The sequence below is a fragment of the Gordonia sp. PvP123 genome, from assembly GCF_040547295.1.
In the GTDB taxonomy this organism is placed as follows: domain Bacteria; phylum Actinomycetota; class Actinomycetes; order Mycobacteriales; family Mycobacteriaceae; genus Gordonia; species Gordonia terrae.
Map to the genome: position 1 here is coordinate 1 of NZ_JBEPPN010000014.1, position 25,359 is coordinate 25,359.

The window sequence follows — 25,359 nt, forward strand, 5'->3', positions numbered from 1 at the left end:
AACGCCTCGAGGGTCTAAGCCCGGTGCAATACCGGACTCAGACCCTCGTGGCGTAACCTCCCGAATTACCAGTCCAACTCCTGGGGACCAGTCCAGGTGTGGCGGTGAGTTTACGGAAAAGGGGTGGGTTTGCCATGTCGCGGTACGCGGGCTGATGTCTGTGCCCTAGTCGCCCAGCACTCGCCGCAGATAGTCGTTGGCGAACACGCGAGACGGGTCGTACCGGTCCCGCACGGAACGGAATTCGTCGAATCGCGGGTAGACCCCGCGGAGGTACTCGGCGTCGCGGGTGTGCATCTTGCCCCAGTGCGGTCGGCCACCGAAACCGGTGAGGATGGCTTCGACGTCGGCGAAATAAGCGTCGGAGTCGGCGGGGTCGTCGCGGTGGTAGCGGTGGACGGCGATGTAACCGCTGGTGCGGCCGGATGCGGTGGACAGCATCAGGTCGTCGGCGGCCGCGGCGCGGACCTCGATGGGGAAGCTCACCAGATACTCGCGCCGGTCGAGCAGTGCCCGGATCTCGCCCAGGGCCTCGGGAACGGCGTCGAGGTCGATGGCGTACTCCATCTCCCGGAACCGGACGTCACGGTCGGAGACGAACACCCCGGTGGAGGTGTCGGTGAACTCCCGCGCGGAGAGCGCGCGACCGGTGACACCGTTGATGGTCGGTACCAGCCGGGGGACGCGCGCACCGATCTCGCACAGCAGTCGGAGAGCCTTGTTGCTCAGGAGTTCGTCGTCGATGTAGCGCTTGATGCGTGACGGGCCGGTGAGCGGGGCGTCGGGCCCGACGCGGGTGTTCGTCTTGACCAGAGCGCAATTGGTGTGCGGGAAGATGTAGAACTCGTGGTGATCGGTGCTCGCGACGCGTTCGTGGAACGCGGCGATCGCCGCGTCGGCGGTCTCCGGCCCCTCCACGGCGTGCAACCGGAACTCGTCCACGCACTCGATGGTCAGTTCGACGACGACCCCGAGGGCGCCGAGGCCGAGCGCGACCGCCTGTAGGTCGGTGTCGTCGGAGGTCAGCGTGACGATGTCACCGGTGCCGGTGACGACTGTCGCGCCGACGATCTGGGTGCTGATGCCCCCGAAGGCCAGCCCGGTGCCGTGGGTTCCGGTGGAGGTGGCGCCCGCGATGGTCTGCCGGTCGACGTCGCCGAGATTCGTCATCGCGAGACCGAAAGGTGCCAGGAGCCCGGGGATCTCGTGGAGATGGGTACCGGCCCGCACGGTCACGCGATGGGCGTCGACCGACACGAGTCCGCGCAGGCCGGACAGCTCGAGTTGCACATCATCGGCAACGGCGATGGGGGAGAAGCTGTGTCCGGCGCCCACGGTCTTCACCGTGCCCTCGCGCGCCGCTGTCTCCCGGACGATGCCGGCGATCTCCTCGGCGCTCGACGGGCTGACGACGCGGTTCGGCGAGCAACCGGCGGTACCGCCCCAGTTGCGCCAGGCTTGCGTCGAACGCGCAGCGGTACCGCTCACAGGAAGCACTTGCCCTCTCCTCGGTAGGTCGGCACGACCTCGCTCACCGTGGCCCGCCCGGCGTCGTCCCGATCGATGATCGCGACCTCGCGAGCCCGCTCGCACACCTCGCCGGACTTGGTGTGGCGGAACCACACCCGGTCTCCGACGGCGATCCGATCGGCGGCCGCACCCCGCAGTGGGGTCTGCACCTCGCCGGCCGCCTCGGTGCCGACGAAGGCGAGTCCCTGCGGCCACACCGGTGACGGCAGCCGGTCGGCGGCCGGCGGGCCGGAGGCGATCCACCCGCCGCCCGCACAGGTCACGATGCCGGGGGCGGGGCGCCGGACGACGTCGAGCCCGAAGGCCAGTGCGGGCGCGGGCCGGAAGCGCTGATAACCGTCGAACAGGTGACCGCCGAACAGCCCACTGCCGGCCGCGATGTCGGTGACCGCGCGATCGCGTGCGGTCTCCTCGAGGGATCCGGTGCCGCCGCCGTTGACGAACTCCAGGTCCGCGATCTGACGCAGTTCCCCGATCACCTTGCTCCGACGACGGCGCAACTCGGCCATCGAACGATGCTGCATCGCCCGGACGGCGCGGTTCGCCAACGCCTTACCCGGGACGGCGTCGGCCACCCCGGCGACCTGCGCCTCATAGGACATGACTCCGACGAGGTCGAAGCCGGGACGGGCCACGACATCTCGTGCGAGCTCGAGTGCATCTCGACGTGAGTGCACCGGGGAGCGGCGCACGCCGATGTGGACCCGTCCGCCGAGCAAGCGGTACGACGCATCGAGGTCGATGGCGACTCGGATCGGCGGCCGGGCGCCGGCGGACACGACGGAATCGATGACGTCGAGCTGGTCGACGGAGTCCACGAGCACGCTCACCCGGCTCGTCGCGACCTCGTCGGCGACCAGGGCCGCCAGCGCATTCCGCCGCACGCTGGGATAACCCATCAGCACCTCGCCGATTCCCGACTGCGTGGCCAACCAGTGCGCCTCGGCCAGGTCGTAGGCGAGTACGCCGTGGAAACCGGGGCGACCGACGATGTCCTCGACGACCGAGCGGACGCGGACGGATTTGGTGGCCAGCCGGATGGGGACACCCGCCGACCGTCGGGTGAGGTCGGCGACGTTGTGCTCCAGGGCGGCCCGGTCGAGTGCGAGGACGGGGGCGTCGAGTCCCGCGTCGGTGACCGCCTGATCGATTGCCGCCCAGTGGGATTCGGGGTCGCTCAGCCAGGGGGTGGGCGTCGTCCCGCCGGCCGGGGACGCGTCGAGACCCTCACTCGAAGCTGACATAGGTCATGAGCTGGTCGGCGATCGAGCGGATGATCGCGTCGACGACCTTGTCGTCGGCGGTGCTGAGGTAGACGAGTGTGATCGAGTTGGTCGCCGCGATGATGAGCGGACCGAGGTCCTCGACCGGCGTGGTCCACACGATGGGCGTCAGGTCGGCCATCGACCGCAGCCCCGCCGAGGCGACCCGGTAGAGCTGCTCGTACATGTACTTGCCGACCTGCTGCAGCTCCGGGTGATTGTGGGCGTAGATGCCGAGCGCGATGGTCGCCTGCATCCGTCCCGGGTCGGCTTTCAACAGGTCGTAGAACGCGTGGAATTGCCGCACCATGCTCGACCGGATCGTCTCCGGCCCGGGCTCCGATCCGTAGTCGGCGGCGGGCAGCACGGCGTGCAGCATGCGCTCGATGTCGGTGGGCACCGCCGTCTCCATCACCGCGCACAACAGTGCGGTGCGGCTCTCGAACGCGTAGTGGAAGCTCGCGAGCGGCATCCCGGCGTGGGCGCAGATGCGACGGGTCGTCGCGCCCTCGACCCCGTGATCGGCGATCACGCGGTACGCCGATTCGATGAGCGCGCTTCGACGTTGGTCGACGGACATCCGTGCCACTGCGGTGACTTCCTGACCGCATGCGCCGGCGCATGCTCGGTGGACAATGCTCGGTGGAGCCTATCAGTGCCGGTGAGGCGCACAATGCGCTTCACGCACTACTGTGTGGACGTGACCTCCACGACCGGTAGAAAAGGCACGACCGACCTGCGCCACGATGTCCTCGCGCGCGTGGGTTCGGCAGGAGTGGCGGTGGCCGACGCCGTCGTCGGGCGGCTCGCGGCCGAGGGACTCGGCCCCGCCCGCGCGCTCGGCGCCTCCCGTGCGGAGATCGCGCCGCATGTGCTCCACAGTCCGCACCAGCGCGATGGCGCCTTCGACAACCCGGAACCCCCGTCGATCGCCGACCCGAGCCTGCAGGTCCTCACCGACATGGCCCGGCGGCCCGGCCGGCCGCGCCGACCCGTCCTGGTGACGGTCCCGCGCTTCGACGCGCCGGCCGACCTCGCCGTCACCTGGCTCGGTCACGCCAGCGCCGTCGTCGACATCGACGGCGCCCGTGTCATCACCGATCCCGTTCTGAGCCGTCGCTGTTCGCCGAGCCGGCTCGTCGGTCCCGCTCGCATGCACGCCGCACCCCTGTCCGCGTCGCAGTTGCCGCCGCTCGACGTCGTCCTGATCAGTCACGATCACTACGACCACCTCGACATGGACACCGTCACCACCATCGCCGACACGCAGCCCGATGCGGTCTTCGTCACGACGATCGGGGTCGGTGCGCACCTCGCGTCGTGGGGGATCGCCGAAGACCGTATCCGGCAGGCGGATTGGTGGGAGGAGGTGGTGGTGCCGACCAGGGCGGGCGAGCTGCGCTTCACGTGCGGCCCGGCACGGCACTTCTCCGGGCGCTGGCTGGCACGCAATCTCACACAGTGGGGCAGCTGGGCGATCGCCGGCCGCGACCACAAGGTCTTCTTCTCCGGGGACACCGGACACAGCGAACGATTCGAGGACGTCGGCGCCCGCCTCGGCCCGTTCGACCTCACCCTCATCGCCGTCGGGGCCTACGACGTGATGTGGCCCGACATCCACGTGAACCCGGAGGAGGCCCTCTCGGTCCACCGGATGGTCTCGCCCGGTTCGGGTTCGGACTCGGTGTTCATCCCGATCCACTGGGGGACCTTCAACCTGGCGCGTCATCCGTGGGGCGAGCCCATCGCGCGGCTGCGGGCGGATTCGCGGCCGGACACGCCGACGATCCTGGTGCCGCAGCCCGGTGGCTCGATCGACCTGACCCACCGGACCGGTACCGGTGTGGCACAGCCCGGTTGGTGGGAGGCCTCCGCGTGAGCTCGTCGACGGGGATCGCCAGTCCCGGTCTCACCGCCGCCGAGGTGGCGCAGCGGGTCGCGGCCGGTCAGGTCAACGCCCTGCCCGACCGGTCCGGTCGCAGTGTCTCGGACATCGTGCGCGCGAACGTCTTCACGCGGATCAACGCGATCCTCGGGGTGCTGTTCGCGATCGTCGTGTTCACCGGCTCGCTGATCAACGGGCTGTTCGGGCTGCTGATCATCGCCAACTCGGGCATCGGCATCATCCAGGAGATCCGCGCCAAGCGGACCCTTGACAAGCTCGCGATCGTCGGTCAGACCCGACCACGGGTCCGGCGCGACGGCACGGTGACCGAGGTGCCGCCCGATGAGGTGGTGCTCGACGACATCATCGAGATCGGTGCGGGCGACCAGATCGTCGTCGACGGTGAGGTCGTCGAGGCGACCGCGCTCGACGTCGACGAGTCGCTGCTCACCGGCGAGGCCGACCCGATCGACAAGGACCCGGGAGCCGCCGTGCTGTCGGGCAGTTTCGTGGTGGCCGGCGGGGGCGCGTACCGCGCCACCAAGGTCGGCGCCGACGCGTACGCGGCGCAGCTCGCGGCCGAGGCGTCGAAGTTCACCCTCGTCTCCTCGGAACTGCGCTCCGGGATCGACCAGATCCTGCGGGTGATCACCTGGTTGCTGATCCCGGCCGGCGTGCTGACGATCATCAATCAGCTCTTCATCAGTGACAACGATCTGCGCAAGTCGCTGTTGGGCATGGTCGCCGCGTTGGTGCCGATGGTCCCGGAGGGGCTCGTCCTGATGACCTCGATCGCCTTCGCGGTGGGCGTCGTGCGGCTGGGTCAACGGCAGTGTCTGGTGAACGAGCTACCGGCCATCGAGGGACTGGCGCGCGTCAACGTGGTCTGCGCCGACAAGACCGGCACCCTGACCGAGAACGGGATGCGACTGGCCGAGGTGCGAAACCTCGGGTCGGTACCACGCGAGACCGCGGACCAGGTCTTGGCCGCACTCGCCGCCCACGACCCGCGACCCAACGCCAGCATGGTCGCGGTCGCCGAGGCCCACCCGGTCGCGCCGGACTGGACGGTGACGGCCGTCAAACCGTTCACCTCCGCCACCAAGTGGAGCGGGATGTCGTTCCGCGGAAGCGGCTCCGGCCCGGATGCCGGAAGCGACGACGGGCACTGGCTCATCGGTGCGCCCGACGTCCTGCTCGACCCGGCGAGCGACACGGCCCGCCTCGCCTCCGACATCGGCGCCACCGGACTCCGCGTGCTGCTGCTCGCGTGCACCGACATCCCCGTCGACACCGACCCCGCACCGGGTCAGATCGCTCCGGGAACCGTGTCGCCGGTGGCGCTCGTGGTCCTCGAACAACGCGTGCGTTCCGACGCGCGCGACACGATCGACTACTTCGAACAGCAGCATGTCGCGGTGAAGGTCATCTCCGGCGACAACGCCCGGTCCGTGGGCGCGGTCGCCGCGTCGCTCGGCCTCGGGTCGGTCGACACCTCGGTCGACGCGCGCGAGTTGCCCGCCGAGACAGGCGAACTCGCCGACGTCGTCGAACGCGGTGTGACGTTCGGCCGGGTGCGGCCCGACCAGAAACGCGCCATGGTGAAGGCGTTGCAGTCGCGGGACAACACCGTTGCCATGACCGGGGACGGCGTCAACGACGTCCTCGCGCTCAAGGACGCCGACATCGGCGTCGCGATGGGCTCGGGCAGCTCCGCGGCCCGGTCGGTGGCCCAGATCGTGTTGCTGGACAACAAGTTCGCCACTCTTCCCTACGTGGTGGGCGAGGGTCGTCGCGTCATCGGCAACATCGAGCGCGTCTCCAACCTGTTCCTCACAAAGACCGTGTACGCGGTGCTGCTGGCGCTGTTCGTCGGTGTGGGCGGACTCCTCGGGGCGGTGTTCGGGTCCGATCCGCTGAGCTATCCGTTCCAGCCGATCCACGTGACGATCTCGGCCTGGTTCACCATCGGCATACCGGCGTTCGTGCTGTCGCTGGCTCCCAACAACGAGCGAGCACGCCGTGGTTTCGTGCGCCGGGTGCTGCTCAGCGCGGTGCCCAACGGCGTCATCGTCGGTCTGTGCACTTTCGTGACCTACCTGATCGTCAACCCGGGCGGCGCCGGTGTCGAGGTGGGCGGGGACGCCGTCGAGCTGTCGCAGCCTCAGACGCAGGCCGCCACCGCGGCGCTGATGACGTTGATCGCGATCGCGGTCTATGTGCTCGCGGTGGTCGCCCGTCCGTACAACTGGTGGAAGGTCGTCCTGCTGGCGGTCTCGGCCGGCGCGTACGTGCTGATCTTCGCGTGGCCGTTCACCCAGGACCTGTTCCGGCTCGACTCCTCGAACTGGGAGATGAACTCGGTGGCCCTGATCTCGGCCGCGGTCGGAATCGTGTGCGTCGAGGTCGTCTCACGCGTCGCGCCGAGGTGGATCGCCACCCACGGGGACGAAGCGCAGCTCAGCGGGGCGCTCGTCTCCGACCGATAGAATCTGCGGCAAGTGGCCGGAAGATGTCCGGCACGTCGATCAGAGGAGACGCCATGGATCTCAAGGGACTCGTCAACAAGGCCAGAGCCACGCTGCAGAAGAACCCGAACCTGATCGAGAAGGGCGGCGACGCCATCGACAAGGTCACGAAGAACAAGTACTCGGGTCAGGTCGACAAGGCACAGGACGCCGTGCGCAAGGCCGTCGGCGCGCCTCACCAGAACCCGGGGCACCAGAACCCCGGACCGCAGAATCCCGGGCCGAACCCCGGGCACCAGAACCCGGGTAACCCCCAGCAGTAGAACGGTTCACGCGCCCGCCCGCGGATGTCGGCGATACGTCGACACCGTCGGGTCGCCGCCGATCCAGAATCGCCAGTCGAGGTCGGCGGCCCGACGGACGCCGACCCGTGGGCCGGCGACCACGCGTTCGCCGGCTCGGGGCATCCCGGGTTCGAGGAGCACGGGGGTCGACGGGTCGGTGAGGTCGGTGTCGAGGTCGGCCATCGTGATCCCCAGAGCGCGGCACAGATTGCCCGGGCCGCTCGCGAGTCGGTCGTCGGAGACGGGCCCGACGCGGGTGACGCCGCGCCGGGCGCGCGCGAGTTCGGTGCCGTCGATCACCTCGCCCGCGCGCAGCAACACCGCGGCCGCGGGTCCCGTACCGGCGACGACGACGTTCGCGCAGTGGTGGCCGTGGATGCGATAGACGTACAGGCGGCCCGGCGGGCCGTACATGATCTCCGAGCGGGGTGTTCGGGTGTAGGCGTGGGACGCCGGATCGTCGGGACCGGCATACGCCTCGACCTCGGTCAGGCGGATCGTCACACCGTGCCCGGTCAGGTGCGAGCCCAGCAGCGAACGTGCCTGTTCGGCGGCGGAGGCGGGGGCACTACTCTCTTGGGTCATGGCGAAGACGAGCGACTCCATCGGCGTTGATCTGTCACCGGAAGATACCTGGGCCGCGGCTTCGGATCTCTCGCGGTACAGCGAATGGCTGGTGATCCACGAGACGTGGCGCAGCCCCCTCCCGGACGCCACCGAGCTGGGCAAGGGGACCGAGATCTCGTCGATCGTGAAGGTCAAGGGCACCCGCGTCCGCTTCGACTGGGTCGTCGAGAAGTTCGAGCCGGTGTCCCACGTGCGCCTGAAGGGCAACGGCAAAGGCGGGGTCAAGGCCAAGCTGGATCTGGGCATCGCTCCCACGTCGACCGGATCGGAAGTAACCTTCACTGTTGATCTGGGTGGGCTGCCGCTGATCGGACCCGTGGGCAAGACCGCGGCGATGGCGGTTTCGGGGGATCTGCGTAAGTCGCTGCTGAAGTTCCGTGAGGTGTTCGGCTGAGCCACGCGTGAGCGCGCGGGCCGCGACCGCCGATGCGTCGATGCGTCGTGCGGCGGCCACGCGAGAGGCCGGCCTGCCGGCTGCCGTACGAGGGGAACGGGAAGAAGACAAATGGGGCGTCACAGCTCCGGTGCCGATCGCGCCGGAAACGAGTGGAACGGGAACGACCGGACGGGAGGGGCGGTCCCGCCGCGTGCGCAGTCTCCGTCGAACAGTGCCCGGTCGGACCGCGATGACGACTTCGGTTTCGAGCATCGCAACACCGACGGGGGCCGTCGCGGCGGATGGCTGTGGGCGGGTGCCGTTCTGCTGGTCGTCGTCGCCCTGGTCACCGGCGTCATCATCTGGCAGACCAGTTCGGGCGGCTGCGGTGAACGCACCCGGGTGGCGGTGGCGTCGGACTCGGCGATGACGGGGCCGCTGCGCGAGGTGGCGCGGCAGGCGTCCGCGGATTCGTGTTTCGACTACGACGTGCAGACGGCCGCGGGCGCGGACGTGCCCGGACTCCTCACGCAGGGTGCCGCGGCTCCTGATCTCTGGGTCGCGGACTCGCAGGTGCAGGCCCGCCGTGTGACCACCCAGGTGCGTCGTGAACTCGACCTGGTGTCGCCGTCGATCGCGTCGACCCCGGCCGTCGTCGCCGGTACCGACGTGCCCGAGCTGGGCACCTGGGTGGAGGTCATGAAGCTGCCGGACCTGCGCACCGGCAGCCCCGTGGACACCAGCACCGGGGACGCGCCGATCATCGGCGCCCTCGCGGCGGTCGACTCCGGCGAGCTCGCCGACGAGGACTTCACCGAGGCGATGACCATCCTCGCCATCCAGCAGAACAATGCGCGCCTCGCCAACGACAACGAGGGCACCCGGCTCAACCTCGCCAACACCTCCGGCGTCCCGGTGGTCACCACCGAGCAGCAGTTCGACCTCTTCATGCGTACCCATCCGGGCTCGAAGCTGACGTCGACGATTCCCGCGGCCGGGACCGTGATGCTCGACTACCCGCTGGTCAACACGGCACCCGCGGCACGTCAGCAGGCGTCCGCCGACGCGGGGGCGGCCCTGGTAGCCGCCCTGGGCACCGACGCGGGACGCGCCGCACTGGCCGACTCCGGATACCGCGACGCCGACGGGAACGGCGTCGGCCAGCCGGTGAAGGAGCTCGAACTCCGCGATCCGTCGTCCGTCGACAAGGCGCTGCGCCAGTGGCAGGTGCTGGGTGTGCCGATCCGCTCGCTGGTCGTGCAGGACACCTCCGGATCGATGGAGACGCCGGCCGGCGGGACCACCCGGGCCGGCCTGCTCATCGACGCCTCCCAGACCGGGCTGAAACTCTTCCCCAACAACACGATGATCGGCGGCTGGGCGTTCAGCGTGAACAAGGGCGGGCCCGGGCAGGACTGGGAGGAACTCGCCCCGATCCGTCGCCTCGACGCCCGCTCGGGGAGCGGTACGCATCGCGACGCGCTCGGCCGGGCCGTCGAAGAGGGGCTGTCGGACCTCGGTGGCGGGACCGGTCTCTACGACACGACCCTCGCGGCGTTCAAGAAGGTGCAGGACACCTACGACCCGAACTACTCCAACAGCGTCATCATCATGACCGACGGACAGAACGAGGATCCGGACAGCATCACGCTCGACGAACTGCTCGCCGAGTTGAAGCGCCTCGAGGACCCGGCGCGTCCGGTGCTGGTGCTGACGATCGGCATCTCCGACGACGCGGACTCCGACGCACTCAAGCAGATCGCGGAGGCGACGGGCGGCACCACCTACGTCGCGGAGAACGCGGCCGACATCCGCACCGTGTTCGTCGACGCCATCCAGGCGAGGGTCGCGGCCGCCGGACGCTGAGACCGGTTTCGCCGACGCCGCGGGCGTCGTCGGGACGAATGCGCGCGCGATCGGCACAATTGGTACATGACGTACACCCCAGAGACGCCCGAGACCCTCGAACCGCGCAGCACCGCCTCCTCCGAGTCCCCCCGTCCGTCCCGGACTCTCCGGGGATCCACCGCGCTTGCTCGCACCGGCGGGGTGGTCGCCGCCATGGCGGCGGTCGGACTCGTCGCGGGCGCGTGCTCGTCCGGGGACTCCGGGTCGGGAGACTCGACCACCGCCACGCCGGCGGACAGTTCGGCCGCCACCGAGGCGGCCGACGCCGGCTCCGGCGAATACAAGGACGGCGAGTACACCGCGCGCGGTGAGTACATCTCGCCCGGTGGCCCGCAGAGCGTCGGCGTGACCGTCACGCTGTCGAACTCGGTCATCACCGCGGTGTCGGTGGACACGAGCCAGACCAAGGGGCCGTCGCTGGAGTATCAGGGCAAGTTCGCCGGTGGCATCTCCGATGTCGTGGTGGGCAAGAGCATCGACGAGATCGAGGTCGACAAGGTGTCCGGTTCGTCGCTCACCTCCGGTGGCTTCAACGAGGCGATCACCCAGATCAAGGAAGAGGCCCAGGCCTGACCGCACTCGGTGCCGCGCACCACTGGACCTTCGACGCGATCGGGACCCGATGGACGATCAGTACCCCGTCGCCGCTGCCCGTCGACGTGGTCGACGCGGTGGACGCCGAGATCGACCGGATCGATCGCGCGTGGTCCCGGTTCCGGGACGACTCGACGGTCGCGGACATGGCCAGGCAGGCGGGTCGGTACCCGATCGCCGACTCCGACCAGCCGCTCGTCGACTGGTATCGCCGTCTCTACGACCTCACCGGCGGCGCCGTGTCGCCGCTGGTGGGGCAGACGCTCGCCGACGCGGGTTATGACGCCGCCTACAGCCTGCGCGCGTCCACCCGGGTGCCGGCCGCCCCGGCATGGGACTCCGTGATCGGCGAGCACACGGGCGCACTGGAGATCCGCGAACCGGCGTTGCTCGACGTCGGTGCTGCCGGAAAGGGATTCGCGGTGGACCGGGTGGCGGCCATCGTCGGCGCGAGCGTCGACGACTTCGTGGTCGACGCCGGTGGCGACATGGTGGTCTCGCCCCGCTCCCGCGGATTGCGGGTGGCGTTGGAGCATCCGTCCGATACGACGAAGGCGATCGGTGTCGTGTCCGTCGCCGGTGGCGCGATCTGCGCATCGGCGAGCAATCGGCGGGTGTGGGCCGACTGGCATCACATCGTCGACCCGCGCACGGCCTCGCCCGCCCGAGAAGTCCTCGCGACCTGGGTGATCGCGCCGTCGGCGATGGAGGCGGACGGCTTGGCGACGGCGCTGTTCTTCACGCCGGCGGCGTTCCTGCGCGGCGACTTCGACCACCACCGCGAAGGTTTCCACCACGTGACCATCCGACGCAACGGGAGCGTCGAGCACACCGCGATCCCCGGATTGGAGTTGTTCCTGTGACAACGCTTCTGCCGCAGCTGCTCTCGCCGATCGATGCCGCCCGGCGACACCTGACCCCGTATCGGGCGGTGCTGTGCGGGTTGGTGGTGCTGGTCGCGGTGGCCTTCGTCGTGTCCGCGACCGACGCCGATTTCGGGTACGGCCCGGACGACCTCGCGGTGTGGCTGGTGGTCGCGGTCGGGGTGAGCGCGGTCGTCGGTAATGCCTGTGCCGGCGTGTTACGGGTGCCGCCCAACTCGGACTCCTGGCTGATCACCGGGCTGATCCTGTTCTTCGTGTTGCCGGGCGGTTCCGAGGACACCGCGGTGGCGACCGTCGCGGTGGGCACCGCCATCGCCGCGGCGTCGAAATATGTTCTCGCGTGGCGTCGTCGGCTGTTCGTCAATCCCGCGGTCGCGGGCGCGATCGGTTGCTATGCGTTGGCCTATGCCGGTGTCGAGGGCATCAGTTTTCCCTTCTGGTGGGTGGCCGCCGAACCGCTGCTCGTACCGATGATCGTGGTCGGCGCCGTGGTGGTGACGCTGATCCGCGAGTGGCGGCTGGCCCTGGTGTTCATCGGTGCCTCGCTCGTCACGATCGGGGTCGTCGAGCTGGTGCGGGGTGGGCAGGACCTGTCGACGTGGGTCGTGTCGAGTCCGATGCTGTTCGTCGCGGCCATCATGCTGCCCGAGCCGCTCACGTCACCCGCCACCGAGATCCATCGGCTCGTCTATGCGGCCCTGGTGGGCGTGCTGATGCACTGCCAGTACACGATTGCGATCACCGACGCGTACACGTTGGCTTTTGTGCCCGAGGTCGCGTTGCTCGTCGGATGTCTGTACGCCTTCGCGGTCCGCCTGGTGTCGGGGACCGCGCGCCGGGTGCCGCTCGACGTGGTGACCACCCCGGTCGCCGACCGGACCTACGCGGTGCGCGGTGAAGCGGTCGGTGCCCCCACGTCGTTCCGGGCGGGCCAGTGGTCGAGTGTCAGTGTGCCCCGGTGGTCAGCACCGGTGTGGTCGGGTTCGCGGCGGGTCTTCTCGTTCGTGTCCGCGCCCCGGCAGCAACCGGTGGAGTTCGGTTTCACGGTTGCCGCGAAGCCGTCCGCTTACAAGGCGGCGCTGGTGGAGGGGACCGCGCGGCGCGCCTACGTCGACGAGATCGGCGGCGACTTCGTTCTGCCGCGGGCGTTTCCGTCCAACGGCGCGGTGGTCTTGATCGCATCGGGGATCGGCATCACGCCGTTCGTGTCGATGGTTCGGGATCTGGTGCAGTCGGAGCCGGGTCGCGATCTGTCCGGACTGACCGTCGTGCACGTTCTGCGGGACCGACGACGCGCCGTGTACGACGATGATCTCGACAGCGCTCGGGCGGCCGGTGCACGCGTCGTGACCGTCGAAGCGCCGGACATCGCCGATGGGATCGACGATGCTGACCGGGTCGCCGAACTGATCGGGCCCCGCGCCGCGGGCACACACTACTACGTGTCCGGCACACCGGCGTTCGTCGAACGGACCTCGGCGACGATCCGTCGGCTCGACGGTTCCACGAGGACCCGGCCCTGGCGTGTTCACACCGACTCGTTCGCGGGTTACTGAATCCCGGCGAGATGGCGACAGCTTCTCCGAGTCACGAAATCGTTGACTGTGCGGAAGATTTCGTCGACTGTGCGTTGATTGTCGTTGACTGTGCGCACCCCATGTTCGGGTCGCCGCTGCCGGGGAGTTCGGGGTGTTGCGGGTCCATAGGTCGGGTCACCCGGCCAGCGCGCGCAGGAAGAAGCCGAGATTGGCCGGCCGCTCGGCGAGACGGCGGACGAGGTAGCCGTACCACTGTGCGCCGTAGGGGATGTACACGCGGACCCGGGCGCCGGCGTCGGCCAGACGACGCTGCTCGTCGACGCGAATGCCGTAGAGCATCTGGTGTTCCCAGGTGCCCGGGGCCCGTCCGAACTCGTCGGCGAGGATCGTGGCGGCGTCGATCATCGTGGGGTCGTGGGAGGCGACCATCGGGTATCCGCGCCCCTTCATCAGCGTCCGGAGGCAGCGGAGATAGTTGTCGTCGACCTGCCGGCGCTCGGTGAAGGCGACTGCGGCCGGTTCGGCATAGGCGCCCTTGCACAGGCGGATTCGAGCTCCCGACGCCGCGAACTCGGCGCAGTCGTCCTCGGTCCGGCGCAGGCCGGCCTGCAGCACGGTTCCGGTGTCCGGGAAGTCGTCGCGCAACGAGCGTACGATCGCCAGTCGCCGGTCGACGGTGGTGTGACTCTCGGCGTCCACGGTGACCAGGACGCCCCGGCCATCTGCGGCGTCGACGATCGTCCGCGCGTTCTCCTCGGCGATCTTCGCGCCGTGCTCCGGCAGGCTCAGGCCGAGTGCGGTGAGCTTCACCGACACCTCGACCGACCCGGCAGGTGCCGACCGGAACATCGACAGTGCCTCGAGGAGTTCGAGATAGGCGCTCACCGTGGCGTCGGCCCGGGATTCGTCGACGGTGTCCTCACCCAGGTGGTCGACCGTGACGGCGAGTCCGTCATTGAGTTCGGCTCCGACGGCGGTCATGGCGTCGGCGAGTGATTCGCCCGGCACGAACCGGCGCACCACTCTCTCGGTCACCGGCCACCGCTCGGACACATCCTTGACGCGTTCGCTACGCGACACCGCGACGATCGCCGGACGCAGCACGGTGTCGAAGACGGTGCCCATCAGATCCCCGTCCAGTCGAAGGCCATGTGCGGGTAGGTCGTCGTGGTGGGCGGGCTGAAGGTCTCCTTGATCGTGCGGGTCGACGTCCAGCGCATCAGGTTCTGCTTCGATCCGGCCTTGTCGTTGGTCCCCGACGCCCGGCCCCCGCCGAAGGGCTGCTGTCCGACGACCGCACCGGTCGGTTTGTCGTTGACATAGAAGTTGCCCGCGGCGTTGCGCAGTCGGTCGGACGCCAGTGTGACGGCCGCGACATCGGTGGCCATGATGGACCCCGTCAGTGCGTAGGTCGCCGTCGAATCCACCAGTCCGAGTATGTTCTCGTACTCCGCGTCGTCGTAGACGTGAACGGCGAGGATCGGACCGAAGTACTCGGTGGCGAACGCCTCGTCGGTCGGATCGTCGGACAACAGGACGGTGGGCCGTACGAAGAAACCCTCGGAGTCGTCGCAGTCGCCGCCGACCGCGACGGTGAGCGACGCCGACGACTTCGCGCGGTCGATCGCCGCCACCTGCTTGTCGAACGCGCGCCGATCGATCACCGCGCCACCGAAGTTCGTCAGATCGCGAACGTCGCCATAGGTGAGTTCGGCGGCCTCGCCGAGGAACTCGTCGCCCATCCGATCCCACACCGACCGCGGGATGTAGGCGCGTGACGCCGCCGAGCACTTCTGTCCCTGGTACTCGAAGGCCCCGCGCGACAATGCCGTTCGCAGCGCATGCGGCTCGGCCGAGGAATGCGCGACGATGAAGTCCTTGCCGCCGGTCTCGCCGACGAGGCGGGGATAGTTCCGGTACCGCTCGATGTTGGCGCCGACCTCGCGCCAGAGATGCCGGAACGTGCGTGTCGACCCGGTGAAATGGATGCCGGCTAGATCCTGGTCGGCGAGTACGACATCCGAGACGGCCACGCCGTCGCCGTGGACGAGGTTGATCACGCCGGGCGGCAAGCCGGCGGCCTCGAGAAGGGCCATGATCAACTGGGCCGAATACGCCTGGGTGGGTGAGGGCTTCCAGACGACGGTGTTGCCCATGAGCACCGGAGCCGTGGGTAGGTTCGCGGCGATCGCGGTGAAGTTGAACGGGGTCACGGCGTAGACGAAGCCGTCCAGCGGACGATGGTCGAGCCGATTCCACACCCCCGGTGACGACTCCGGTTGTTCGGCGAGGATCTCGCGGGCGAAGGCCACGTTGAACCGCCAGAAGTCGACGAGTTCGCATGGTGCGTCGATCTCGGCCTGCTGCACCGACTTCGACTGACCGAGCATCGTTGCGGCCGCGATCCGTTCGCGCCACGGACCGGCCAGCAGTTCGGCGGAGCGCAGGATGACGGCCGCCCGGTCGTCGAAGCTCGTGTGCGCCCAGTCGTCGGCGGCGGCGCGAGCGGCATCGACGGCGGCGCGGGCGTCGTCGTGGGTGGCGTTGGTGATGAAGCCCAGGACCTCGCGGTGTGCGTGGGGCTGGACGACGTCGATCTCATCGCCGGCACCGAGGCTCAGATGGCCGCCGATGATGTGGGGGAACTCGCGCCGCCCGGCGTGGGACTGCCGCGCCAGCTCGTCGACGATGCGCGTTCGCTCCGGCGAACCGGGGGCATAACCGTGTACGGGTTCATTGGACGGTCGAGGGGGAGTGGTGATGGCATCCATGAGTCCAGTCCACCGTCCCTCCCGGTGCCACGATATGGCCGATCGGCAAACATATGCGTCGTAGCCTTGTCCGTATGGACAAGACCGCGGGCATCGCTCTGGGACGGCTGGTCCTGGCCCTGGATCAGACCGTCGCGACCTTGGTCTCGTCCCCACGCGGGCTCGACGCCCCGGTGTCGACGCTGGCGATGGTCGACACCGACGATCTCCACTACGGGCTCGGGCGTGCGGCGCGATCGGCCGATCTCTTCCTTCTCGTCGGACTCGGCGACGAGGTGGGTGTCGAATGGCTCGGTGACCTCGGTGCGCATCGCCCGGTGGCCGTGCTGACCAAGAGCCCGACACCGGCGTTGATCGGTCTAACCGAGCGGCTGGGGATCGCGGTCATCGCCATCGACCCGCACGCCCGCTGGGAACGGATCTACAACCTCGTCACCCGGGTGCTCGACGCTCGATCCCACCCGGTCGGGGACGGCGAGTCCATGGAGTCCGGGAGCACCGGCGACCTGTTCCAGCTCGCAGCCGAGGTCGCCCGGCGGACCGGAGGCCTGGTGAGCATCGAGGACGAGCATGCGCACGTCCTGGCCTACAGCTCGGCCGGCGACGAGGCCGATGAGTTGCGCCGGCTGTCGATCCTGGGCCGGGAGGGTCCGCCCGAGATGCTCGCCTGGCTGCGGGAGTGGGGCGTGATGGACGCGGTACGGCAGTCGTCCGGGGTCGTGACCGTCGACGCGCGTGCCGATCTGGGGTTGCAGCCGAGACGCGCGGTGGCGATCCGGCCGGCACCCACCGCCCGACCGAGCGGCTCCGGCGACGTCCTGCTGGGGGTCGTCTGGCTGCAGGAGGGATCTCGTCCGCCGGCCCGCGACACCGACGAGGTGCTCGTCGGAGCCGCAGCCGTTGCGGCACGGATCATCTCGCGGCGCCGCTCCGCCGGCTCCGACCACGATGAGCGGGTGCGGCGGCTCCTCGGTGTGGGCGGCGAACCCGTCGACACCGATCGTCTCGCCGCCCAGCTCGGCATCGCGCCGTCGGCGACCGTGACGATCGCCGGGTTCGCCACCCCCGACGGCATCCGCGGGGGACAGGTCTCGGCACTGATGTTGCACGCCAGCGCATTCAGTCCACTCTCGGTGACGGTCACCATCGGCGACCGCGCCTACGCCGTGCTGCCGGGGGTCGCGCTCGACGACGCCGTCACATGGGCCCGGGTCGCCGTCGGCGCGGCCGACCGGCAGTTCGCGGTGCCGGCCCGCGCCGTGGTCGCCGGTCCCGACAGCATCTCCACCGCAACCGAGCTGCGCCACTCGATCGACCGCGTGCTCGATGCGGCCGGCCGGGAAGCCGACCTGATCGACGATGTCACCACGGTCGAGCGATCCCGCACCGGTGTGCTGCTCGGCGAGATCATCGGATTGCTCTCGGAGAACCCTGATCTCGTCGACGACCGGGTCACCGGCCTCGTCGATCTCGACGCCCGCAGCGGCAGTGCCTTCACCGCGTCACTGCGCGCCTACCTCGATCACTTCGGTGATGTCCGTGGGGCGGCCGCGGCACTGCATGTCCACCCGAACACGTTGCGCTATCGCCTACGTCGGATCCAGGCACTCACCGGAATGGACCTCGACGATCCGGCGACGCGTCTCGTCGTGGCGCTGTCATTACGTGTCCGGTGAGGGCGGCACAGCGAAGCCGAGTGTCACCCGCCCGGGACATCCGATGGGTACCGTGGCGCCCATGCCGTCCTCGTCGAAGTCCCTGTCCGACCTCGCCGGCCGGCGGGTGGTCGTCACCGGTGCGACGAACGGCATCGGGATGGCCACCGCCGCGGCGCTCGCCCGGGCCGGAGTGCGGGTGGTGTTGGCCGTCCGCGACACCGAACTCGGCGCACGACGCGCACGGGAGTTCGGCGGCGAGTGCGAGGTGCTCCGACTCGATCTCGCCGACCTCGCCTCGGTGCGGGCCTTCGTCGCCGAACTCGACGGTCCGGTCGATGTACTCGTCAACAACGCGGGGATGTTTCCGCACCAGCGCAGGACGACGCCGGACGGGTTCGAACTGGCCATCGGCACGAACTTCCTCGGCCCGTTCGCCCTGACCAACCTCCTGCTGCCGCGTATCCGACGGCACGTCGTCACGGTGGGATCCGAGGGGCACCGCCACGCCCGCATCGACCCCGCCGATCTCGACCACCGACACACCCGGTGGTCGGCACCCCGGGCCTACGCCGCGTCCAAGCTGGCGGTGATGCTGTGGGGCCTCGAACTCGACCGGCGATTGCGCGCGGTCGGGTCACCGGTGACCTCGATGCTCACGGACCCGGGCTGGGCCGCGTCGAACATCTCGAACAAGCCGGGCCTGGGAGTCCTGCACCGGGCGGCCCAGGGTCTGGCTGGAGTGCTCGGCAACGATCTCACCGCCGGGGCGGCACCCACGCTGCACTGTCTGACCGAACCCATCCCGCCGGGCAGCTATGTGGGGGTCGACGGACTGTGGGGACTGCGCGGCCGGCCGGTGCTGTCGGGCCGCGCCCGCATCGCGTGCGATTACGAACTGGCCGGCAGTCTGTGGAGCGAGGCCGAGAAGCGCACCGGCACCCGGTGGCCGTTGGGTTAGGGCTCGCGTCGCCCTGCCGGGTCACGCCAGATCGGTCAGTCGATCCGACAGCTGGGCGGTGAGTTCGTGCGCATAGTGCAGCTGCCGCTCCAGCTTCTCGCATGCAAGCCTGGCCCGCTGCCGGAACTCCGCGACCGCGTCGAGTGCCGCTCGCCGGTCCTCCGGTGCTGCGTCGCTGTCGTCGAGAACGCTCTCGGCGTGCAGGAGTTCACGCATGTCATCGAGCGTGAACCCGAGTGGTTTCATCCGCCGGATCACGAACAGCCGATCGATGTCGGCACGTGTGTACAACCGGAACCCCCCGGCCGAACGCGCGGACGGGACGACCAGGCCGACCTCGTCGTAGTGGCGGATGGTCTTGATGGACAACCCGGTTTCCGTCGCCACCGCGCCGATCTGCAGATGGCCGGTGTTCTCGGTCCCTCCGTCGGTCACGACCCGCCCTCTCTACCGGTCAGCCTTCGCCGCCGAGCCGGCCACTGAGACGCCGATGGCGCTCGGCGCTGTGGCCGTCGAGGCCGACGATGGTGGCGGTCTTGCCCTTGGCTGCGTACTTGGTGGTGATCGCATCGAGGGTAGCGACCGTCGACGCGTCCCAGATGTGCGCCTCGCTCATGTCGATCACGACGTCGTCCGGGTCGCCGGCGTAGTCGAACTGGTAGACGAGGTCGTTGCTGGACGCGAAGAACAGTTCGCCCCGCACCGCATAGACCCGGGTTCCGGGTTCGGGGTCGGCGACCTCGACCACCTCGGTGACGTGTGCGACCCGGCGCGCGAACAGCACCATCGCCGTGAGGACACCCACGATCACGCCGTAGGCCAGATTGTGGGTCGCCACGGTGACGACGACGGTCGCGACCATCACCGCGGTCTCGCTCTTGGGCATGCGCCGCAACGTCTTCGGGTTGACGCTGTGCCAGTCCAGAGTGCCCACCGACACCATGATCATGACCGCGACGAGAGCCGCCATGGGGATCAGGGCGACGATGTCGCCCAGCCCGACGACCAGGATGAGCAGGAACAGTCCGGCCAGGAACGTCGAGATCCGGGTGCGCGCCCGGGACTCCTTGACGTTGATCATGGTCTGGCCGATCATCGCGCACCCGCCCATCCCGCCGAAGAGGCCGGTCACGATGTTGGCGATGCCCTGCCCGGTGGCCTCACGCGTCTTGTCGGAATGGGTGTCGGTGAGGTCGTCGACGAACTTGGCGGTCATCAGCGACTCGAGCAGGCCGACGAGTGCCATGGTGAACGCGTACGGCGCGATGACCGAGAGCGTGCCCCACGTCAGCGGGACGTCGGGGAAGAACAACGTGGGGAGGCTGTCGGGTAGTTCGCCCTCGTCGCCGACGTCGGGGACGGCGAAGCCGACCGCCAGGGTGACCGCGGTGAGCAGCACGATCGCCACGAGCGGTGACGGGATCGCCGAGGTGAGCCGGGGGAGACCGACGATGATCGCGAGTCCCGCTGCGACGAGGGGATAGACCAGCCACGGAACGCCCAGCAGGTGCGGCAGTTGGGCGGTGAAGATCAGGATCGCCAGCGCGTTGACGAACCCGACCATCACGCTGCGCGGGATGAAGCGCATGAGTCGCGCGACCCCCAGGGCACCGAGGACGATCTGGATGACACCGGCCAGGAGCACCGCCGCAATCAGATGGTCAAGGCCGTGACTGGCGACCAGGGGCGCCACCACGAGCGCCACGGCGCCGGTGGCCGCCGAGATCATCGCCGGACGGCCCCCGACGATCGCGATCGTCACCGCCATCGTGAACGAGGCGAAGAGACCCACCCGTGGGTCGACCCCGGCGATGATCGAGAACGAGATCGCCTCGGGGATGAGTGCGAGTGCGACGACGAGACCGGCGAGGACCTCGGTACGCAGCCGTCGTGGGGACCGCAGGGTCGCCAACACCGACTGTCGGCGGGCAGGGGTCAGCACCTCGGCGGTCACGGCGTCTCCATCTTCGCGAGCGATCAGAACGGGTGTCGCGCAGTGACTCACACACCTCGCCGGATCGTCGGCGGCGATGGCGACCGGGGCCGGCCCTACGGACGCGGAAACTCTACCCTTACGGGAGGGTAGATATCCACACCCGGTCGGTTGCGTGCCTAGAGGATCGTGAGCATCTCGTTGTAGGTCGGCAGGGGCCAGAGGTCGTCGGCGACGATGGATTCGAGGGTGTCGGCAACCTCGCGAACCGTGGCCATGGCCGGGATGAGGGTCTCCAGCGCGTACGTCGACTCGTCGAGTGTGGACTCGCCGTGCATCCCGGCGATTCCGGCATCCAGCGTCACCAACCCCTCGTGCAGCGCGCCGATCAGGCCGGTCAGCTCCTCGAGCAGCGGTGTGGGAGCGTCGATCCCGGCCATCTTGAGCGACGCCGCGGTGCCCGCGAGTTCACCCTGGTAACGGATCGCGGCCGGCATGATCATCGTCTTGGCGATCTCCGCGGTCTCCTTGGCTTCCACGAGGAGGGTCAGCGCGTAGTACTCGAAGATGACGTCTTCCCTGGCCTCGAGTTCGCGGGCCGACAGCACGCCGTACTTCTCGAAGATCTCGATGACCTCCGGCGAGGTGTACTCCGTCACCGCGTCGACCGTCGTCCGCAGGTTCTTGAGGCCGCGGGCGGCCGCCTCCTCCTGCCATTCGTCGGAGTAACCGTTGCCGTTGAAGATGACCGCCCCGTGCGAATTGACGATCTCCTGCAACACCTTCTGGACGGCGTCCGCGAGGTCGAGCCCGTCGGCGAGGAGCTTCTCGAGGTCGGCGGCGATCACATCGATCGAGTCGGCGAGGATCGTGTTGATGGCGACCATCGGGTCCGAGATCGACTGGTTGGAACCCGGTGCGCGGTACTCGAATCGGTTGCCGGTGAACGCGAACGGACTCGTGCGGTTGCGATCTCCCGGATCGGCCGTCAGCGGCGGGAGGGTGTCGACGCCGAGTTCGATGACGCCCGCGGCCTTGGAGCCGGTCGCACCGCCCTTGGCGATCTGCTCGAACACATCCATCAGCTGTTCGCCCAAGAAGATCGAGATGATCGCCGGCGGAGCCTCGTTGGCCCCCAGTCGATGGTCGTTCGAGGCGGACGCGACCGCGGCGCGCAACAGTCCGCCGTAGAGGTGGACCGCGCGGATGATCGCGCCGCAGAAGGTCAGGAACTGCATGTTCTCGTGCGGGGTGTCGCCCGGGTTCAGCAGATTGCCCTGGGTGGAGTTGCCGAGCGAGAAGTTCACGTGCTTGCCCGAACCGTTGACGCCGGAGAACGGCTTCTCGTGCAGCAGACACTTCATGCCGTACTTCTCGGCGACGGCCTTCATCGTGGTCATCATCAGTTGCTGGTGGTCGTGGGCGAGAACCGACCGTTCGAAGACCGGCGCGATCTCGAACTGGCCGGGCGCGACCTCGTTGTGTCGCGTCTTCGCCGGGATCCCCTGCTTGAACAGCTCGCGGTCGAGCTCGATCATGAAGGACAACACGCGCTCGGGGATGGCGCCGAAGTAGTGGTCGTCGAACTCCTGACCCTTCGACGGCGGTGCGCCGAACAGGGTCCGGTTGCAGGTCATGAGATCCGGTCGGGCATAGAAGAAGTGCTCGTCGATCAGGAAATACTCCTGTTCGGCGCCCGCGTACGAGACGACGGTGTCGACGTCGTCGTGACCGAACAACCGGAGCAGCCGCATCGCCTGCTTGCTCATCGCCTGCTGGCTGCGCAGCAGCGGGGTCTTCTTGTCGAGGGCCTCACCGGTCCACGAGATGAAGATCGTCGGGATGCAGAGCGTGTTGCCGTTCGGGTTCTCCAGGAGGTACGCGGGACTGGTGACATCCCAGCCCGTGTAACCGCGGGCCTCGAAGGTCCCGCGCAGGCCGCCGTTGGGGAAGCTCGACGCGTCGGGCTCGCCCTGCATCAGCGTCTTGCCCGCGAACTCGGCGAGAGATGCACCGGTGGAATCGGGTTCGAGGAACGAATCGTGCTTCTCGGCGGTGAAGCCGGTCAGCGGATAGAACACGTGGGCGTAGTGGGTGGCGCCCCTCTCGATGGCCCAGTCCTTCATCGCCACCGCGACGTAGTCGGCGAGGGTGGGGTCGAGCGCACAACCGGTGTCGACGGTCGCGGCGACCGCCTTGAAGACGTGCTTCGGCAGCCGCTTCTTCATCACCGACAGGCTGAACACATTGCGCCCGAACGTGTCTGCCAGCGGTTCGGTGAACCCCGGTGCCGAGCAGTCGTAGGTTGTCACGGCCTCGATCGCCTGTCGGCGGGACATGCTGCCACTCATGGTTACTCCTGGATGATCTCGGCCCCCACGTGCGCGGGGGTCGCACGACGACGTCGCCACGTCGTTGTCGCAGATGCGAGCGACTCGACGCTATGAGCTGGGTGTATGCGCTCGATTGCCCCCGTGTGACGCCGAGGAAAACTACTTGCCCCGGAACCGGTTGAGGCAGTGTCGAACCCGGAACGAGGCCAGGACGGGTCAGCGCAGGGTCGCGTCGTCTCCCATCACGGCACCTTCGCGACGCGGATCGGCGCCGCCGATCCAACCGCCGTCCTGCCGGAGCAACGCGCTGAGACCGCTCGACTGCTCCTCGATCGACACCTCGGCGCCGCGCTCCCGCAGGCCTCGGACCAGGGGATCTCCGGCGCCGTCGTCGGTGGTGTCGACCAGGGGGTGTTCACCGCCGACGTTCGAGGTCGGGGTGTTGGCCGAGCCGAAGTCGATCATCGACACGGCCTGCTGTGGGTCGAGTCCCCAGTCCAGCATCCCGACGATCGTCTTGATCACGAACTGGATGATCACCGACCCGCCGGGTGAGCCGAGGGCTGCGACCACCTCGGCGGGAGCGCCGTCGGCGCCCGGTTGCAGGACGAGGGTGGGAGCCATCGACGACCGTGGCCGTTTGCCGGGCGACACCCGGTTGGCGAGCAGCGTGCCGTCGTCGTCGCGGGGCTTCGCGGAGAAGTCGGTCAGCTGATTGTTGAGCAGGAAGCCGTCGACCATGTGGTAGCTCCCGAACGCGGATTCGATCGTCGTCGTCATGGAGGCGACGTTCCCGTAGCGGTCGGCGACGGTGATGTGGCTGGTCCCGTGTTCGGAGCCGGCATACGACCCCAGGGGCACCGGCCCGAGGTCGCCCGCCGGGGCCTCGCCGAGCGACGAGTCGGGCTTGATGAGTGCCGCGCGCGATCGGAGATAGGCCGGGTCGAGGATGGTCGCCACCCCTCGTCCGGGGAGGGGGACGAAGTCGGGGTCGGCCACGTACTTGTCGCGATCGGCGTAGGCGAGCCGCTCGGCCTCGGTGACGAGATGCACGGCGGCCGGGTCGGGGCGTCCGCCATCGGCGTCGACGTCGGTCGGGGGCATCGACGGGAGGTCGAAGTTCTCGAGGATGCCCAGCGCCGACGCCACGGCGATCCCGCCCGACGACGGCCCGGGCATGGCCACGATCTGGCGTCCGCGATACGTCGTCACGACCGGGTCCCGGACGAGTGCGCGATACCCGCGGAGATCCTGCACCGTCATCAGACTCGGCGTCATGCCGCCCGCGGTGGACCCGGCCTCGGCGACGATGGCCTCGGCGAGCGGCCCGTCGTACAGGGCGCCGGCGCCGTCGGCGGCCAGCGCGCCGAGCGTCTTCGCGTAGGCCGGGTTGACGAGCCTGGTGCCGGCCGCCTTGGGGGAGCCGTCGGCGGCGAGGAAGTACGCGCGCGCATCCTCGTCGACGGCGAGTTCGGCCGCCGACGCGGCGATCGCGGTCGCGAGCCGCGGGCTGATGTCGAAGCCGTTGTCTGCCAAGCGCACTGCGGGTTCGAACAGGTCACGCCAGGCGTGCCCGCCGAACTCGCCGTGGACCGTCTCCAGCATCCGCATCACGCCCGGCACCCCGATGGACCGGCCTGAGGCGCGGGCACTCGGCACGGGCGGCGCGGGATCGTCCGGGCTGATCCGGGTCAGGTAGGACTCCGTGGCGGCGGCCGGGGCCGTCTCGCGCCCGTCGAAGGCCCGAACACTCTTCGACGCCGCGTCGTAGTAGAGGGCGAAGGCGCCACCACCGATGCCGGACGACTGTGGTTCGACGAGGCCGAGAACCAGCTGCGCGGCGACCAGGGCATCGGCGGCCGTGCCGCCGTCACGCAGGACCTCACAGGCGGCGCGGGTGGCGAGCGGATTCGCCGTTGCCGCCGCATATGTCGTGGTGACGACGGGCCTCATCCCGGTTCGGAACCCCGAGGCCACTTCAGGTCTGGTGGCGATGTCGGTCGGTGCGGCGGACACCGACCGGGCGTCGATCATCTCTCCGTTGGGGATCTCGGCGCATGTGATCGGATTCGCTTCCGGCGGGGCCGAATCCGTGCCGCACGCGGTCGCGATCAGGGCGGTGGCCAACGCCGCGGACAGCGCGCGCACGATGACAGGGACTCCGCGACGGGGCGTCATCGACCAAGCGTACTGGCGATCGGCCGTCCGCGAGGAGAACCGGGTCGGGTGGTTCAGGTGAGTCGGGGGAGCGCATAGGGTCGAGGCGGTAGGGCCGCACCGGCACGGTCGG

20 protein-coding genes are annotated in these 25,359 nt (G+C 69.1%); 10 read left to right on the top strand and 10 right to left on the bottom strand.

What is annotated here, in order from left to right; all coding sequences use genetic code 11:
- Positions 1 to 165 precede the first annotated feature (165 nt).
- Genes ABIC25_RS22440 through ABIC25_RS22450 form a run of 3 tightly spaced genes read right to left on the bottom strand, consistent with a single transcriptional unit; the run spans position 166 to position 3,381 of the window.
- The gene (locus ABIC25_RS22440) at positions 166 to 1,497 is read right to left on the bottom strand and encodes a D-arabinono-1,4-lactone oxidase (RefSeq protein WP_354563228.1); all 1,332 of its coding nucleotides are present in this window, start codon (positions 1,495 to 1,497) and stop codon (positions 166 to 168) included.
- Positions 1,485 to 2,774 (bottom strand): alanine racemase, encoded by a 1,290-nt coding sequence (locus tag ABIC25_RS22445; protein WP_354563230.1) that lies wholly within the window; start codon positions 2,772 to 2,774, stop codon positions 1,485 to 1,487. Before ABIC25_RS22445 ends, ABIC25_RS22440 begins: the two co-directional genes overlap by 13 nt.
- Positions 2,758 to 3,381, bottom strand: a complete 624-nt coding sequence (locus tag ABIC25_RS22450; protein WP_239402865.1) for a TetR/AcrR family transcriptional regulator — start codon at positions 3,379 to 3,381, stop codon at positions 2,758 to 2,760. Before ABIC25_RS22450 ends, ABIC25_RS22445 begins: the two co-directional genes overlap by 17 nt.
- A gap of 105 nt (positions 3,382 to 3,486) precedes the next feature.
- Between ABIC25_RS22450 and ABIC25_RS22455 the strand changes: the two genes are divergently transcribed.
- Genes ABIC25_RS22455 through ABIC25_RS22465 form a run of 3 tightly spaced genes read left to right on the top strand, consistent with a single transcriptional unit; the run spans position 3,487 to position 7,468 of the window.
- Entirely contained in the window at positions 3,487 to 4,671 is a 1,185-nt protein-coding gene (locus ABIC25_RS22455; protein ID WP_354563293.1) for an MBL fold metallo-hydrolase, read from the top strand.
- A complete protein-coding gene (locus ABIC25_RS22460; RefSeq protein WP_354563232.1) occupies positions 4,668 to 7,166 on the top strand; it encodes an HAD-IC family P-type ATPase in 2,499 nt (832 codons plus the stop codon). The genes ABIC25_RS22455 and ABIC25_RS22460 overlap by 4 nt, the downstream gene beginning before the upstream one ends.
- Before the next feature lie 53 nt (positions 7,167 to 7,219).
- On the top strand, positions 7,220 to 7,468 hold the full coding sequence (locus tag ABIC25_RS22465; RefSeq protein WP_064571249.1) for an antitoxin: 249 nt from the start codon (positions 7,220 to 7,222) through the stop codon (positions 7,466 to 7,468).
- Between the two features lie 6 nt (positions 7,469 to 7,474).
- On the opposite strand, the gene ABIC25_RS22470 is transcribed toward ABIC25_RS22465, so the two are convergent.
- On the bottom strand, positions 7,475 to 8,095 hold the full coding sequence (locus tag ABIC25_RS22470) for a DNA-3-methyladenine glycosylase (RefSeq protein ID WP_064571248.1): 621 nt from the start codon (positions 8,093 to 8,095) through the stop codon (positions 7,475 to 7,477).
- Here ABIC25_RS22470 and ABIC25_RS22475 point away from each other — a divergent pair.
- The 5 genes from ABIC25_RS22475 (at position 8,073) to ABIC25_RS22495 (ending at position 13,434) form a co-directional block, all read left to right on the top strand.
- Positions 8,073 to 8,510, top strand: coding sequence for a type II toxin-antitoxin system Rv0910 family toxin (locus tag ABIC25_RS22475; RefSeq protein WP_004020140.1), 438 nt, complete (start codon positions 8,073 to 8,075; stop codon positions 8,508 to 8,510). The genes ABIC25_RS22470 and ABIC25_RS22475 overlap by 23 nt on opposite strands.
- Before the next feature lie 111 nt (positions 8,511 to 8,621).
- Positions 8,622 to 10,358 (top strand): substrate-binding domain-containing protein, encoded by a 1,737-nt coding sequence (locus ABIC25_RS22480; protein ID WP_248644898.1) that lies wholly within the window; start codon positions 8,622 to 8,624, stop codon positions 10,356 to 10,358.
- A 66-nt stretch (positions 10,359 to 10,424) separates the two neighbouring features.
- Complete coding sequence (locus ABIC25_RS22485) at positions 10,425 to 10,973, top strand: FMN-binding protein (protein ID WP_354563235.1); 549 nt, start codon at positions 10,425 to 10,427, stop codon at positions 10,971 to 10,973.
- A 38-nt stretch (positions 10,974 to 11,011) separates the two neighbouring features.
- Positions 11,012 to 11,857: an FAD:protein FMN transferase gene (locus ABIC25_RS22490; RefSeq protein WP_081486989.1), complete on the top strand. Its 846-nt coding sequence runs from the start codon at positions 11,012 to 11,014 to the stop codon at positions 11,855 to 11,857.
- Positions 11,854 to 13,434 (top strand): FAD-dependent oxidoreductase, encoded by a 1,581-nt coding sequence (locus tag ABIC25_RS22495; protein WP_354563237.1) that lies wholly within the window; start codon positions 11,854 to 11,856, stop codon positions 13,432 to 13,434. The genes ABIC25_RS22490 and ABIC25_RS22495 overlap by 4 nt, the downstream gene beginning before the upstream one ends.
- A gap of 156 nt (positions 13,435 to 13,590) precedes the next feature.
- Here the strand turns inward: ABIC25_RS22495 and ABIC25_RS22500 are convergent, their stop codons facing one another.
- Positions 13,591 to 14,541 carry a proline dehydrogenase family protein gene (locus ABIC25_RS22500; protein WP_004020135.1) on the bottom strand — a complete coding sequence of 317 codons (951 nt, stop codon included), beginning with the start codon at positions 14,539 to 14,541 and terminating at the stop codon, positions 13,591 to 13,593.
- Positions 14,541 to 16,187, bottom strand: coding sequence for an L-glutamate gamma-semialdehyde dehydrogenase (pruA, locus tag ABIC25_RS22505; protein WP_354563239.1), 1,647 nt, complete (start codon positions 16,185 to 16,187; stop codon positions 14,541 to 14,543). Before pruA ends, ABIC25_RS22500 begins: the two co-directional genes overlap by 1 nt.
- A 74-nt stretch (positions 16,188 to 16,261) precedes the next feature.
- On the opposite strand from pruA, the gene ABIC25_RS22510 reads away from it, so the two are divergent.
- Together ABIC25_RS22510 and ABIC25_RS22515 are read left to right on the top strand one after the other, a co-directional pair.
- Positions 16,262 to 17,863: a PucR family transcriptional regulator gene (locus tag ABIC25_RS22510; protein WP_248644901.1), complete on the top strand. Its 1,602-nt coding sequence runs from the start codon at positions 16,262 to 16,264 to the stop codon at positions 17,861 to 17,863.
- 43 nt (positions 17,864 to 17,906) lie between these two features.
- Positions 17,907 to 18,803 carry an SDR family NAD(P)-dependent oxidoreductase gene (locus ABIC25_RS22515; RefSeq protein WP_354563241.1) on the top strand — a complete coding sequence of 299 codons (897 nt, stop codon included), beginning with the start codon at positions 17,907 to 17,909 and terminating at the stop codon, positions 18,801 to 18,803.
- A gap of 21 nt (positions 18,804 to 18,824) precedes the next feature.
- Here ABIC25_RS22515 and ABIC25_RS22520 read toward each other — a convergent pair whose 3' ends face one another.
- The 4 genes from ABIC25_RS22520 to ABIC25_RS22535 form a co-directional block, all read right to left on the bottom strand.
- Positions 18,825 to 19,238, bottom strand: a complete 414-nt coding sequence (locus ABIC25_RS22520) for a MerR family transcriptional regulator (protein WP_064571244.1) — start codon at positions 19,236 to 19,238, stop codon at positions 18,825 to 18,827.
- Between the two features lie 19 nt (positions 19,239 to 19,257).
- Positions 19,258 to 20,757 (bottom strand): SulP family inorganic anion transporter, encoded by a 1,500-nt coding sequence (locus ABIC25_RS22525; RefSeq protein WP_354563243.1) that lies wholly within the window; start codon positions 20,755 to 20,757, stop codon positions 19,258 to 19,260.
- A 158-nt stretch (positions 20,758 to 20,915) separates the two neighbouring features.
- Positions 20,916 to 23,087, bottom strand: a complete 2,172-nt coding sequence (locus tag ABIC25_RS22530; RefSeq protein ID WP_354563244.1) for a glutamine synthetase III family protein — start codon at positions 23,085 to 23,087, stop codon at positions 20,916 to 20,918.
- 198 nt (positions 23,088 to 23,285) lie between these two features.
- Positions 23,286 to 25,247, bottom strand: a complete 1,962-nt coding sequence (locus tag ABIC25_RS22535) for a gamma-glutamyltransferase family protein (protein ID WP_354563246.1) — start codon at positions 25,245 to 25,247, stop codon at positions 23,286 to 23,288.
- Positions 25,248 to 25,359: the final 112 nt, after the last annotated feature.

What these genes read in the sequence shown, in the direction of transcription:
- ABIC25_RS22445 (WP_354563230.1), bottom strand. Translation starts at nt 2,774, where the DNA reads ATGTCAGCTTCGAGTGAGGGTCTCGACGCGTCCCCGGCCGGCGGGACG.
- ABIC25_RS22465 (WP_064571249.1), top strand. Translation starts at nt 7,220, where the DNA reads ATGGATCTCAAGGGACTCGTCAACAAGGCCAGAGCCACGCTGCAGAAG.
- ABIC25_RS22475 (WP_004020140.1), top strand. Translation starts at nt 8,073, where the DNA reads ATGGCGAAGACGAGCGACTCCATCGGCGTTGATCTGTCACCGGAAGAT.
- ABIC25_RS22470 (WP_064571248.1), bottom strand. Translation starts at nt 8,095, where the DNA reads ATGGAGTCGCTCGTCTTCGCCATGACCCAAGAGAGTAGTGCCCCCGCC.
- ABIC25_RS22480 (WP_248644898.1), top strand. Translation starts at nt 8,622, where the DNA reads ATGGGGCGTCACAGCTCCGGTGCCGATCGCGCCGGAAACGAGTGGAAC.
- ABIC25_RS22485 (WP_354563235.1), top strand. Translation starts at nt 10,425, where the DNA reads ATGACGTACACCCCAGAGACGCCCGAGACCCTCGAACCGCGCAGCACC.
- ABIC25_RS22500 (WP_004020135.1), bottom strand. Translation starts at nt 14,541, where the DNA reads ATGGGCACCGTCTTCGACACCGTGCTGCGTCCGGCGATCGTCGCGGTG.
- pruA (WP_354563239.1), bottom strand. Translation starts at nt 16,187, where the DNA reads ATGGATGCCATCACCACTCCCCCTCGACCGTCCAATGAACCCGTACAC.
- ABIC25_RS22510 (WP_248644901.1), top strand. Translation starts at nt 16,262, where the DNA reads ATGGACAAGACCGCGGGCATCGCTCTGGGACGGCTGGTCCTGGCCCTG.
- ABIC25_RS22515 (WP_354563241.1), top strand. Translation starts at nt 17,907, where the DNA reads ATGGGTACCGTGGCGCCCATGCCGTCCTCGTCGAAGTCCCTGTCCGAC.
- ABIC25_RS22530 (WP_354563244.1), bottom strand. Translation starts at nt 23,087, where the DNA reads ATGAGTGGCAGCATGTCCCGCCGACAGGCGATCGAGGCCGTGACAACC.
- ABIC25_RS22535 (WP_354563246.1), bottom strand. Translation starts at nt 25,247, where the DNA reads ATGACGCCCCGTCGCGGAGTCCCTGTCATCGTGCGCGCGCTGTCCGCG.